General features: G+C 69.0%; 8 protein-coding genes. All 8 read left to right on the top strand.

The genetic code is table 11. The features are described from left to right. Nucleotides 1-320 precede the first annotated feature (320 nt). The 8 genes from ACZ1JS_RS17940 to pelF are packed head-to-tail and all read left to right on the top strand — an operon-like array spanning nucleotide 321 to nucleotide 13,203. Nucleotides 321-4,472, top strand: coding sequence for a cadherin domain-containing protein (locus tag ACZ1JS_RS17940; RefSeq protein WP_465168738.1), 4,152 nt, complete (start codon nucleotides 321-323; stop codon nucleotides 4,470-4,472). A 37-nt stretch (nucleotides 4,473-4,509) separates the two neighbouring features. Next, nucleotides 4,510-5,907, top strand: coding sequence for an exopolysaccharide Pel transporter PelG (pelG, locus tag ACZ1JS_RS17935; protein WP_465168737.1), 1,398 nt, complete (start codon nucleotides 4,510-4,512; stop codon nucleotides 5,905-5,907). Further along, nucleotides 5,907-6,788 carry an endo alpha-1,4 polygalactosaminidase gene (locus ACZ1JS_RS17930; protein WP_465168736.1) on the top strand — a complete coding sequence of 294 codons (882 nt, stop codon included), beginning with the start codon at nucleotides 5,907-5,909 and terminating at the stop codon, nucleotides 6,786-6,788. The genes pelG and ACZ1JS_RS17930 overlap by 1 nt, the downstream gene beginning before the upstream one ends. Further along, a complete protein-coding gene (locus ACZ1JS_RS17925) occupies nucleotides 6,785-8,491 on the top strand; it encodes a hypothetical protein (RefSeq protein ID WP_465168735.1) in 1,707 nt (568 codons plus the stop codon). The genes ACZ1JS_RS17930 and ACZ1JS_RS17925 overlap by 4 nt, the downstream gene beginning before the upstream one ends. Then, nucleotides 8,488-9,939 carry a hypothetical protein gene (locus ACZ1JS_RS17920; protein WP_465168734.1) on the top strand — a complete coding sequence of 484 codons (1,452 nt, stop codon included), beginning with the start codon at nucleotides 8,488-8,490 and terminating at the stop codon, nucleotides 9,937-9,939. Before ACZ1JS_RS17925 ends, ACZ1JS_RS17920 begins: the two co-directional genes overlap by 4 nt. Further along, complete coding sequence (locus tag ACZ1JS_RS17915) at nucleotides 9,936-10,880, top strand: hypothetical protein (protein ID WP_465168733.1); 945 nt, start codon at nucleotides 9,936-9,938, stop codon at nucleotides 10,878-10,880. The genes ACZ1JS_RS17920 and ACZ1JS_RS17915 overlap by 4 nt, the downstream gene beginning before the upstream one ends. Then, on the top strand, nucleotides 10,877-11,725 hold the full coding sequence (locus ACZ1JS_RS17910) for a hypothetical protein (RefSeq protein WP_465168732.1): 849 nt from the start codon (nucleotides 10,877-10,879) through the stop codon (nucleotides 11,723-11,725). Before ACZ1JS_RS17915 ends, ACZ1JS_RS17910 begins: the two co-directional genes overlap by 4 nt. Further along, entirely contained in the window at nucleotides 11,722-13,203 is a 1,482-nt protein-coding gene (gene pelF, locus ACZ1JS_RS17905) for a GT4 family glycosyltransferase PelF (protein WP_465168851.1), read from the top strand. The genes ACZ1JS_RS17910 and pelF overlap by 4 nt, the downstream gene beginning before the upstream one ends. The last annotated feature ends 21 nt before the right edge of the window (nucleotides 13,204-13,224 follow it).

Genomic DNA, 13,224 nt, shown 5'->3' with positions numbered 1-13,224 from the left:
CGTCAGCCACGGTTCGTCGTGCGCTGGCGTCAAGTCGCAGTATACGAAGCCGGGCTGACGCCAATACATAGTATAGTGCAGGTCGCATGCCGGTGTCGGCCAGTAGCTACATAGTTAATTTCGCGACGTTTATTGCCGAATTCGACGCCATCGTCCCGATACCGGACAGTCCGTTTCGCCTTGATACGAATTAAGGATGATTGCCAGCAATTGTCGCGGACCGGTGACTTGCGGGAACCGTGCCAAGGTGCGAAGCGCGCAGCGACCGAACCACCGGGGACGAGGGTGTGGCGTCGGTGACGATACAGGGATGGAATGAAATGGCGAACGCGACCCCGATCATGGTGGATGGCAATCTGGGCGACTGGACGGTGCGGGACCGGATCGATCGCGGGCTGGACGACGGCTATGCCATTTATGCCAAGAGCGACGGGGACGCCTTCGCCTTTGCGCTGAAGGTTCCGGGGACGGTCGGCACCAACACCACCGTGTGGCTGAACACCGATCGCGACGCCCAGACCGGCTACCAGATTTTCGGCTTTGCCGGCGGCGCCGAATACAGCATCAATTTCGACGCCGACGGCAAGGTGTCGCTGTACAACGGCGCACCGGGTTCCAGCCCGGCGATCGCGACGCTGCAGGCGGCATGGTCGGACGACCGTTCGACCGTCGAATTCCGCGTCGACAAGGCGGCGATCGGCAACCCGCAGGGCATCGACACGCTGTACGACGTCAACGACCAGGTATTTCTGCCCGGCAGCTATTCGGACACGCCCTTCACCGTCTATAACGATAGCGGCATCACCCCCGATCCGGCGCATCGCATCGCGATCGTGTGGTCGGAAGCCACCGCCAACGCCTATTTCAGCAAGACCGCCTATTCGCAGCTGTTCATGTCGGCGCAGGCACAGGCGATGCAGGCCGGCGTCCCGTTCGACGTGCTGAGCGAGAACGACCTGACCGACCTCGCCACGGTCGCCAAATATGACACGATCGTCTTCCCTTCGTTCCGCAACGTCGATGCGAGCAAGGTCGACGCGATCACCAAGACGCTGGTGCAGGCGACCAAGGAATTCGGCATCGGGCTGGTCGCGGCGGGCGAATTCATGACCAACGACGCGGCGGGCAATGCGCTGGCCGGCGACAGCTATTCACGCATGAAGCTGCTGTTCGATGCGACGCGCGTGACCGGTGGCTGGCCCGCCGACGTGACGGTCAAGGCGACCGACGCGGCGGGGCTGGTGTTCGACGGCTATGCCGACGGACAGGTCGTCCACGACTATAAGGGCGTTGGCTGGAACGCCTTCACCAGCGTCAGCGGCACCGGACAGACCATCGCGACCTCGACCGTGAACGGCGAAACCTATGCCGCGGCGATCGCGACCCAGACCGGCGGGCGCAACGTCATCTTCTCGTCCGAAGCGGTGATGGCCGACGAAAACCTGCTGCAAAAGGCGATCGACTATTCGGTGCATGGCGGCGGACTGTCGGTCGGGCTGCAGATGACCCGCAACACCGGCATGTTCGCGTCGCGCACCGACATGGACCAGAGCCAGGAACGCGACGAGGTCAAGATCGAGGATGGCGCGCCCGGCATCTATGACAAGATGCTGCCGATCCTCGCCGAATGGAAAGCCAAGTATAATTTCGTCGGCAGCTATTACGTCAATATCGGCAACGATCCGGCCAATGGCCAGGCGACGAACTGGGCGGTGTCGCTGCCCTATTACAAGCAGCTGATCGACATGGGCAACGAGATCGGCACCCACAGCTATACCCATCCGCACGACACCAACATCCTGACCGACGAACAGATCAAGTTCGAATTCGGGCAGAGCCGCGCCGAGCTGGAACAGCAGCTGAGCAACTATCTCGGCCGCACCGTGACCATCGCGGGCGCCGCGGTACCCGGCGCGCCCGAACAGATCGCGACGTCGCAGGAAATCCTGAAATACGTCCAGTATCTCTCGGGCGGCTATTCGGGCGTCGGCGCGGGCTATCCCAACGCCATCGGCTATATGAACCTGGCCAATGCCGCGACGGACCAGGTCTATATCGCGCCGAACACCTCGTTCGACTTCTCGCTGATCGAATTCCAGAAGAAGACCGTCGCCGAGGCCGAGGCGGTGTGGGCGAAGGAGCTGGCGAACCTGACCGGCAATGCCGATGCGCCGATCGTCGTATGGCCGTGGCACGATTACGGCCCGACCGAATGGGCGCTCGACGATGACGGCAATCCCGTCAGCAACGGCAGCCCCTATGTCCGGTCGATGTTCGACAATTTCATCGCGGCGGCAGCAGGCAAGGGCCTCGAATTCGTCACCCTCGCCGATCTCGCGAACCGGGTGAACGCGTTCGACAAGGCGCAGATCGTCAGCAGCGTCGTCGGCAACACCATCACCGCGACCGTCACCTCGGCAATGGGAACCGGGCTGTTCGCGCTCGACGTCGACGGTCAGAAGACCGGACAGGTCATCCAGAGCGTCAAGGGCTGGTACGCCTATGGCGACGACAAGGTGTTCCTGCCGACCACCGGCGGCAGTTTCGAAATCACGATGGGCGACAAGGCCGACGACGTCACCCACATCACCGCGCTGCCGATGCGCGCGTCGCTGGAGACGCTGTCGGGCGACGGCCGCGACCTGTCGTTCACGGTAACGGGCGAGGGCAAGGTCGTCATCGACCTGAAGGCGCCGGGCACCAACTGGCTGACCGTGGAGGGCGCCACGCTCAATTCGCTGATCGGCGAGATCGCGACGATCGATATCGGTGCGATCGGCACCCATGCGGTGAAGGTCGCGCAGGTCGTCAATGCCGGCCCGACCATCACCAGCTATGGCGGCGGCGACGCGGCATGGGTGCCCGCGGTGACCGAGAATGTCGCCACGGTCGGCACGATCACCGCGACCGATCCCAATGTCGCGCAGGGCGACCAGATCCGCTATTCGATCGATCCGGTCCGCGAGGGCCGCTTCTTCCAGATCGATCCGGTGACCGGGGTGCTGAGCTTCATCAAGGCACCCGATTTCGAGAACCCGCAGGACAGCGACCGCAACAACATCTATGACGTACAGGTCGTCGCCACCGATGCGCGCGGCGTGGTCGACAAGCAGATGCTGTACGTCACGGTCAAGAACGCGGTCGAACAGACCGGTGGACCGACCATCACCTCGTTCGCTGGCCAGGATGCGGCATGGGTTCCCGCCGTCGCGGAGAACACGTCGTTCGTCGCCAACATCACCGCGACCGATCCCGACCTGCGCGACGGCGACACCGTGCGCTATTCGATCGACCCGGTCCGCGAGGGCCGCTTCTTCCAGATCGATCCGGTGACCGGGGTGCTGAGCTTCATCAAGGCGCCCGATTTCGAGAATCCGCAGGATAGCGACCGCAACAACATCTATGACGTACAGGTCGTCGCCACCGATTCGTTCGGCGTGGTCGACCGGCAGATGCTGTACGTCACCGTCGGCAATGTGAAGGAACAGACCGGCGGTCCGACCATCACCTCGTCGGGCGGCGGCGATCGCGGGTCGATGTCGATCCTCGAAAACAGCACGAGCGTCGGCACGGTCGCCGCGACCGATCCCGACACGCGCGACGGCGATTTCGTCCGCTATTCGATCGCCCCGGGCGGTGAGGGTTCGCTGTTCACCATCGATCCCGTAACCGGCGCGCTGAGCTTCAAGACCGCACCCGACTTCGAGAATGCGCAGGATTCGAACCGCGACAATATCTATGACGTGACCGTCGTCGCGACCGATTCCTTTGGCAAGAGCGACAGCCAGCTATTGTGGGTCTATGTGAAGGACGTCGCCGGGGTGAACCAGACCGGCACCTCGCGCGAAGACGTGATGAACGGTACCGGCGAGGGCGATACGCTCGACGGCGGTCGGGACGACGACCTGCTGAACGGGTTTGGCGGCAATGACTGGCTGATCGGGAATAATGGCGACGACACGCTGAACGGCGGCGACGGCAACGACACGCTGGACGGCGGCGATGGCAAGGACGTGCTGAACGGCGGCAGCGGCAACGACACGCTGATCGGCGGTGACGGCAAGGACATGCTGAACGGTGGCGATGGCGACGACATCCTGATCGGCGGCGACGATCGCGACGAGATGACCGGCGGGGCAGGGCGCGACGTGTTCCGTTTCGAACGGACCGGCGACACGCTGACGCACAGCAGCCTGCGCGACGTCATCACCGATTTCCGCCCCGGCGAGGACAAGATCGACCTGTCGGCGATCGACGCCAACGCATCGCTGTTCGCATGGGGCGACCAGGCCTTCACCCTGATCGGCGAGAATGCCCGTTTCACCGGTTCGGGCCAGCTGCGCTATCGCTACGAAATGTCGGGCGGCCGCGAATATACCGTCGTCGAAGGAACCACCTTCGGTTCCTCCGCCAGCTTCGCGATCGCGTTGACCGGCCATCATGTCCTCAATTCGGGCGATTTCTTTTTGTAAGGAATTCAACCGTATCACTGCGTAGGCAGGGGGGCGGATGGCCGGAATCGGATTCAAACTGGCGCAAGTGGCACGCGAGGGCGGCGTCGGCGGGATCGTCGGCGCCGGGGCCCATGGCGCGGTCATCAGCGCCGGGCCGTGGCTGCTGACCGCGGTCTCGATGGGGCTGCTCGAACGCTGGGCGGCGGTCCATCTGAGCGCTGCGGACTCGCTGGTCGTACAGACGGTGCTGATCTATGCGTTCAGCCTGTCGGCGCTGGCCGCCGCGCCGATCGGCATCGTCGCCATCCGCATGGTCGCCGACCGCATCTTCGCCCGTGACGGCGCCGGCATCCCCGGCATCGTACTGCTGGCGCTGGCGGCCGGGGGGGTGATCGCGCTCGCGATCGGCACGGTCGTCTTCGGCGTGCTGGGCGGGTTGCCGTTCGCGCAGGCGCTGACCGCCACCGTCGCGCTCGCATGGCTGGCGCAAATCTGGATCGCCGCGCCGATGCTGACCGCCCTCGACCGCTACCGGGTGGTGCCGTTCGCCTATCTGGCCGGGATAGCGGCGGCGGCGGGCGCGCTGTGGCTGTGGCCGCATGGCGACCTGCTCGGTGTCCTGCTGGTCATCGCCGGCGGGATCGGCCTGACGCTGGCGGCGATCCTGCTGGTGCTGCGCCGCTATTTCAGCGGCGACGTGGTGCTGCCGCCACGCGACGCGATCCATCCGCGCCTTGCCCGCATCATCGCGCTGGCGGGGATTGCCGGGGTGGCCGCGATCTGGATCGACAAATGGATATTGTGGGTCGGTCCGGCGAGCCGGGCGGCGGTCGGCGCGCTGCGGCTGAACCCGATCAACGACGAGGGCAGTTTCCTTGGCCTGCTGACGATCGTGCCGGGGCTGACGCTGCTGCTGATCGTCACCGAAACCCGGTTCGACCGCGCGTTCGGCAGCATGCTGGCGCGCTGTACCGGTACGTCGACGCTGGAGCGGATCGAGGAGGCGCGCGGCGAGGTCATCAAGGTGCTGGGCAACAGCCTGCGCCTGCTGGTGCTGGCCCAGTTGCTGGTCGCGGCCTTTGCCTGGGTGCTGGCGGTGCCGCTGTTCGACGCGATCGGGGCCGATGTCCGCGCGATCTTCGCCTTTCGCCAGACGTCGGCCGGGGTGGTGTTCCATCTGGTCGTGATCGCGTCCACCGTCGTGCTCGCCTATTACGACCTGTTCGGGCGCATCCTGTTCACCTGGGCCAGCTTCGCGCTGGCCAGCGCGCTGGCGACATGGGTCCAGTTCGACGCCGGTTTCGCGGCGTTCGGGTGGGGCTATATGGCCGGCGCAGTCGTGGGGGCGTTCGTTGGCCTCGCGCTGGTCGCGGAGGCAAGCATGGACATGACGTATCTGTTGTTCGTCGGCAACAACCCGGCGGTGGTCGGCCATGGCGGGCGCTGGCTGTGATGGGGTCGGCGATCGGGCGGCGGCACGCGATGATGCTCGGCGCGGGCGCGGTCGGCATGACCTTCGCGCTGGGCACCGTCACGTCGGGCCGCGGGGGGAAGGGGGATGCGAAGCTGCGCTGGGCGGTCGATTACGGCGCGGCGACCGACCCGGTGCTGGCGCGGCAATATGAACTGCTGGTGCTCGAACCGCATCACCAGCGCCCGATCGCGCCACTGCGCGGCGAGGGCGCGACGCTGCTCGGCTATGTCAGCCTTGGCGAGGTCGAGAAGCGCCGCCCCTATTTCGCCGGACTGGATGCCGCCGGGGCGCTCGGCGCCGCCAATCCCGACTGGCCCGATGCGCGGCGGGCGGACCTGCGCCATCCGGCATGGACCGCGGCGGTGCTCGACCGGATCGTCCCGCAAATTCTGCACCTTGGCTATGACGGAATCTTCATCGATACGATGGATAATGCCGAGGCGATGGAACGGCAGGATCCCCTGGGCGCGAAGGAGATGGTGGCGGCGGGCGCGCGCCTGATCGCGGCGATCCGTGCGCGCTTCCCCGCGATCCGCATCATGCTCAACCGCGGTTACGCGCTGCTCGACCGGGTCGCGCCGTCGATCGACTATGTGCTGGGCGAATCGATGGCGTCGCGCTGGAATTTTTCGACCAAGCGCTACGACCTGCTGTCCGACAGCGACTGGGCGTGGCAGGCCGACCGGCTGCGCGCGGCGAAGGCGATCAACCCGGCGATGGTCGTCACCACGCTCGATTACTGGGACATGGCCGATACGCGGCAGGTCGCCGCCCTCTATGCCCGCGAACGCGCGGCGGGGTTCGCGCCCTATGTGTCGACGCTCGCGCTCGACCGGTTATGGCCGGAGCCGGCGGGATGAGCGGCGGGGACCAACGCTGGCTGGCGATCGGCGTGCCGATGGTGGCGGGGGGCGGCGTGCTGCTGGCAGCGTTCCTGCTGCTCCCCGGGCGGACCGAGGTGCTGCATGTCGAACGCCGCGCGCAGCCGGTAGCGGCATCGATCGCGGTGCCGCCGCCACTGCCGGTCGCGGCGCCGTCCACCGGGCCGCGGCTGCCGGTGCTGGCGGACGCGATCGCCCGTGACGATGCGGGCGAGCTGGCCGCACTGACCGCGCGGTTGCAGGCGGCGGGACAGGCGGTCACCACGCTACAGGTCGCCTATGACCTGAAGGCCGCCGGGCGCGGGCCGGTGGCGCTCGCCTATCTCGCGGCACGGCCCGACGGGCAGGCGGCGGAGACATGGCCGCTGCGCATCGACCTGCTGGCGGAGGGGGGACGGCGCGACGCGGCGGTGGCGCTGTTCGACCGGGCAAAGGGCGTGCCGGGACCGGCGATCGTCGCCGCCGCCTATGCGCTCGACCGGCCCGACCTGCTGGTCGCCGCCGCCGAGCGCGGCACGATCCCCCGGCCTGATGCGGCGCTGTCGCTGGACCTCGCCCGGCGGCTCGAGCGGGCGGGGCAGGGGGCGATGATCGCGCGGCTCGACCGGGTCGGCAGCGCGTGGCGCGCGCGCGACCCATGGCTGGCGATCCGCGTCGCGCAGGCGGCGGGCGACCAGCAGGGCGCGCTGGCGGCGGCGGGGCTGTTGCCGGTTGATCAGCGCGACGCCGCGCGCGAGGCGATCCTGACCCGGGCCGGCGACCGGGCGGGGCTGCGGCACATGCTGCTCGCCCGTGCCCAGCTACCCGGCGCGGACATATTGCCGATCGCCGAACAGCTTCTGGCGACGGGCGCGCGCGACGATGCGGTGGGCGTGCTGGCGACGGCGGTGGGGCAGGGGGGGCCGGATGGTCCGGCGGCGCGGCGGCTGCTCTATCTGCTCGGCCCCCGCCCGGGCGCGCGCGATGTGGCGTGGCTGCGGCAGCGGACGCTGGCCGGGACGCCCGCGCAACAGCTCGACTGGATCGCCGCCTATGCCGATCGCGACCGGCCGGGCGAGGCGGCGACGTTCCTCGCCCGCCATCCGCTCGCCGATCGGACGCCGGTGCTGTTGACCCGGCTGCGGCTTGCGCAGGCGGTGGGCGATGACGGCGCGGCCCGGACGGTGCTGGCGCGGCTGCTCGACGGGCGGGCGCTGACAGCCGATGCGGTGCGCGCGGCGGGCGATGCGATGCCGCGCAAGCCCGATCCGGCGCAGCTCGCGGCATTGCTGCGCGCCCGCGTCGCGACGGGCATTGCCGCGCCGCGCGATCGCATGGATCTGGCGTGGAGCGCGTGGAATGCCGGCGATGCGCCGCGCACGGTACAGATTCTGCGCGACTATCTGGCCAGCGATGGCGACGACCTGCCCGCGCTGCGGTTGATGGCCGATGCGCAGGCGAGGATCGGCGGCGACCGCGCCGCGCGGCCATGGCTGGAAAAGGCTTTGGCGGAGACGCCGGCCGACAGCCGCGCCTATGCCGAACTGCTCGATCGCCTGGGCCGCCGGCGCGAGGCGGTGGCGCTGGTCGAACGGCTGCGCCGGACCACGCCCGCCGACCGGCAACTGGTCGCGCTGCAAGCCCGGCTGCTGATCGCCGACGGTCAGCCCGGCCGCGCGCGGATGCTGTTGTCGCAGCAATGATCGCGGCGCTGCTCCTCATTTCGGTCGAAGCGGGGCCGGTGCTGCACGTGCCCCCGGCGATCCTTGCCGATGGCGAGGTCGCGGGCGGCGATCCGCAACTGGTCTGGCCCATCGGCACGACGCTGACGGTCGAAGGCGATGGCGGCGAGATCGTCGTGCGCGCCGACCGGGCGATCGACGACCGGGCGATCGACGCGTTCCGCGATGCGGCGGGCACCGCGATCGGTGACCTGCGCTGGAACGACGACAGTCTCGTGCTGCGCCCCGCCGCGGGCCGCGACCTGCGCTGGCGCCTCGACGGCAACCGGGTGACGATCGGCTTCACGCCGCCGGCCGCCGCGCCGGCGACGCCGGTGGCCGAGGCGACCGCCGATCTCGACCCGCAATTGCTCGCGATCGAGGCCGATGTCGCCGCCGGCTATCCGGGCGAGGGCCGCCGCCGGGCCGAACTACTCGCCGCACGGCACCCGAAGGACGAACGCGTCACCCGCATCCTTGCCGACGCGCGCAACGCCGATGGCGACGCCGCCGGGGCGAACCGCCTCTACCGCCGGCTCGGCGCGACCGACCGTAGCGCGCGCCGTGCGGCGGCCTTCGCCCCCGGTGCGGCATCGGCGGTCGTGACGCTGCGCGACGGCAGCGACCTGTCGCAGGTCGAAAGCAGCGCGCGCGTCGATATCGCCGTCACCGACCGCACCATCATCGGCGGCGGCGTCCGCCATGTCGCCAGCAGCATCGGCGACGAACGGCGCGGATCGCCGGTGGTCGAGGCGGGCGCCACCGTCCGTATCGGCGACGAGGCGCGGATGCAGGCGGTGCTCGCCGGCGCGCTCGACAGTGGCGTGACCGGCGGCGGCGTGCGCTATGCATCGGGGTCGGTCGAGGGACAGTGGCGCGTCGGCGTGACGCTGCACCAGCCCGATTATTCGACGCGCGAACAGGCGCTGTACGATGGCTGGCTGTCGCGCCTGTCCGCCGGTGCCACCTATCGCATCGCGCCGGGGCTGGTCGGGCAGGTCGATATCGGCGGCAACCGCTACGGGCTGGCGGGCGGGGAAGGGGCGGTCGACACGCTCACCCTTGCCGGCGGCATCGACTATATCCGGCGTCGCGGCGGCGTCGCCTTCGGCCTGACCTACCGGCTCGAGGCCGAATATGTGCAGCACCGTCGCGGCGGCATCGATTTCGCGACGCGCGAGAACCACACGCTGCAAGGGTTGCTGAGCGGCTCGATCGGCGAGGCGCAGCTGACCGGCCTCGCCGGATGGACGGTCGACCGCTTCGGCGGCGACGGTCCCAATGCCAGCCTCGGCCTCGTGCTGCCGGTCGGCGATGCGTGGCGTGTCGAGGGCAGCGGCGGGATCAGCTCGGTCACCCGGCCGGGCTTTGCCGGGCAACAATTGTTCGCCCGCGCGGGCGTGACGCGCGGGCTGGGGAGCGGGCGATGAACGCGGCATGGCGGCGGGCGCTGCGCATCGCGATGGAACTGGCGGCGGCGTTCGGGGTGCTGCTCGCCTTCGACCGGCTGTTGCTCGACGGCACCGCCTTTACCGGCATCAACCCGAATCCGCTGTGGTTGCCGGTGGTGGTGATGGCGCTCGCCTATGGCACCTTCCCCGCGCTGGCGGCGGCGGCCATCGCCAGCATCCTGTGGCTGGCGCTGGGGCAGGAACCGGCGAACGAGCGCGACTATCTCGACCATCTGCTCCATCTGTCGCTGCCGCCGCTGCTGTGGTTCATGGCGGCGGTGGCGATCGGCGAGGTGACCATGGTTCGCATACAGCGGCTCGCGCGGCTCGGCCGGACCAAGAACAGCGCCCGGCGCAATGTCGAACGGCTGACCGAGGCGTTTCACCAGCTCGTCCACACCAACCGCGCATTGCAGGTGCAGCTCGCGACCGACGAACGCAGTATCGGTCATGTCATCGCCACCGCCGCGCGTCTGGGCGACGCCGATCCGGCCGAACGCCGCGCGGCGATGGTCGCGCTGATCGCACTGGCGGCGCAGACCCGCGACTTCACCTGTTACCGCGTGACCGGCGGGGAGGGGCGCGCGTGGCTGCGGGGCGCGGGGGCACAGGCGCGGCCCGACACGCTGCCCGCGCCGCTGCTGCTGCTCGCCCAGCGGCGGGCCGACGCGATCCATGTCGGGAATGCCGACGATCGGGGCGCGCTCGACGGAATCGGCGCGGTGGCGCTGCCGCTGACCGAGGGCGATCCGGCGCGACTGCTGGGCGTGCTGGTGCTGCACGACCTGCCCTTTGCCGCGATGGGTGCGCATCTTCTGGCCGAACTGACCGAAATCTGCCGCTGGCTCGGCCCGCTGCTGGCCGAGGAGCCGCGCCGCGCCGCGCCGCTGGCGCTACGCTCGCCGGGGTTGGTGGCGTGACGCGCGCGCTCGTCGCGCTGGCGCTGGCGGACGGGGCGATACTGGCTTGCACGCCGTTGCTGCCCTGCGCGCTGCTGTTGCTCGGCCATGGTGGCTGTTCGATCGCGGCGATCGTGCTGCGCCTGCGCGACGGACGCGCGCTCCGCTTCAGCGCGGTCGTCGGCGGGATGATCGCCCCGGCGCTGCTGCTGCTCGGCGAATGGGTCAGCCGCGCGCTGCCCGAGGAGGATCGCGCGCCGGCACCGCTTCCCGAACCGGTGGTGCGGTCGCACCGTCCCCAGCGCGGCGCGAAGCTGACCGTCGCCCGGATGCTCGACGGGCGCGTGCTGCATGCCGATGCCAATGCGCTGCATTCGCTGGTCACGGTCATGCGCCACGGCCAGGTTGCCGAGCGTCGCCGCGCGCTGGAAACGGTGGTCCGCTCGTTCGAACCGTCGCTGGCGCCGCTGATCGCGCTGGCGCTGACCGATGGCGATCAGACGATCCGCGCGCTTGCCGCCGCCGCCTCGGCGCGCGTGGTGCAGAATCTGGCGACCGGCCGCGCCGCGCTGGAGTCGGCGGGCGGGCCGGAGCGCGATGCGGCGCTGGCGGCGATGCTTGCCGACCATGCGCGCGGCAATGTGCTGCTGTCCGATACGCAGCGCGCGCATCTGCGGGCCGAGGCGCTGGGCCTGATCGGCGACGACCCGCTCGACCCGACCCGGATCGAGGCATTATGGGCGGCGGGCGATTATGCGGCGATCGATGCGATCGTCGAACAATTGCCGGTGGTGGAAAGCCCGCACGATCCCTTCGCCCAGGCGACGCGCTGGTGGCGGGGACAGACGATCGAGCATCGCCCGTGAACGCGCGGATCAACACCGGGCCGCCCGCCGATATCTGCCTGATCGTCGAGGGGGCATATCCTTATGTCGTCGGCGGCGTATCGGGATGGTTGCAGGACCTCATCACCCATCTGCCCGAAATCCGCTTCGCGATCGTCGCGATCAAGCCGTCCTCGGCGCCGCTGGCGATGCAGCTTACCCCGCCCGACAACGTCGTCGAACTGGTCGAGATCGCGCTGGCCCCCGAAGCGACCATGCCGCGGCGCTATCCGGCGGAACCGGCGCAGGCGATCGCCGATGCGCTGATCGATTTCGTCGGCGGGGGCGGGGCGGGGACGCTGGGCAAGCTGATCGCACTGATCGACGGGGTCGGCCACCCGCTGACGCCGGGCGACATCCTCGCCCATCCCGCGACCTTCGCCCGGTTGCGCCGCCATTATCAGGCGCTGCTGCCCAAGGCGTCGTTCCACCATTATTTCTGGGCGATGCGCGTGTTGCTGGGCGGGCTGCTGGCGGTGCTGACCGCGCCGCTGCCCAAGGCGCGCGCCTATCACACCATCTCGACCGGGTTCGCCGGGCTGCTCGCGGCGCGCGCGGCACAGGTCAGCGGGCGGCCCGCCTTCATCACCGAACATGGCATCTATCTGCTGGAGCGGCAGATCGAGGTGATGATGGCCGAATGGATCGGCGACCAGGTCGATACCGGCCTTGCCATGGATCGCAGCGTCAACGACCTGCGCGATCTGTGGGTGCGGGCCTTCACCAGCTATGCCGGTGCCTGTTACGATGCCTGCGATCCGATCGTCGCGCTCTATGGCGACAACAATGCGGTGCAGCGGCGACTGGGGGCCGCGCCCGACCGGGTGCGGGTGATCCCCAACGGCATCGACGCGCGTCGTTTCTCGCACCTCGCCGACGCGCGCGACCCCGACCATCCGCTGGTCGCGCTGCTCGGGCGGGTGGTGCCGATCAAGGATATCAAGACCTTCGTCCGCGCCTGCGCCATCGCCCACGCCCAAAAGCCGCATCTGCGCTTCGTCGTGCTGGGGCCGGGGGACGAGGATCCCGAATATGCCGCCGAATGCAACCAGCTGGTCAGCGACCTCGGCCTGAACGCCGTGCTGCATTTCGCCGGGCGGGTGCGGATCGAGGACTGGATGAACCGCATCGACCTGCTGGTGCTGACCAGCCTGTCCGAAGCGCAGCCGCTGGTGATATTGGAAGGGGGCGCCTGCGGTATCCCGGTCGTCGCGCCCGATGTCGGCAGTTGCCGCGAGATGATCGAGGGGCGGGGGCCGCATGATCCCGGCCATGGCGGCATCGTCACCCCGCTGGTCAATCCGCAGGCGACGGCGGCGGGCATCTGCGCCATCGCCGGCGAACCGGCGGTCCGCTGGGAAATGGGCGAGGCGATGCGCCGCCGGGTGCTGCGCGATTACGATCACCCGACGATCATCGGGTCGTATCGACAGCTATATGGGGAATTGATCGGGCGGTAGGGGACAAGCCTCCACCAACCA

It is taken from the genome of Sphingomonas sp. BL-S-05, from assembly GCF_055521695.1.
The sequence above is the reverse complement of the archived record's forward strand: the minus strand, read 5'-3'. Positions and strand labels throughout refer to the sequence as shown.

Excerpts from the sequence above, each read along its gene's own strand:
- ACZ1JS_RS17940 (WP_465168738.1), top strand. The coding sequence starts at position 321 with ATGGCGAACGCGACCCCGATCATGGTGGATGGCAATCTGGGCGACTGG.
- ACZ1JS_RS17925 (WP_465168735.1), top strand. The coding sequence starts at position 6,785 with ATGAGCGGCGGGGACCAACGCTGGCTGGCGATCGGCGTGCCGATGGTG.
- ACZ1JS_RS17915 (WP_465168733.1), top strand. The coding sequence starts at position 9,936 with ATGAACGCGGCATGGCGGCGGGCGCTGCGCATCGCGATGGAACTGGCG.
- ACZ1JS_RS17920 (WP_465168734.1), top strand. The coding sequence starts at position 8,488 with ATGATCGCGGCGCTGCTCCTCATTTCGGTCGAAGCGGGGCCGGTGCTG.
- ACZ1JS_RS17930 (WP_465168736.1), top strand. The coding sequence starts at position 5,907 with ATGGGGTCGGCGATCGGGCGGCGGCACGCGATGATGCTCGGCGCGGGC.
- pelG (WP_465168737.1), top strand. The coding sequence starts at position 4,510 with ATGGCCGGAATCGGATTCAAACTGGCGCAAGTGGCACGCGAGGGCGGC.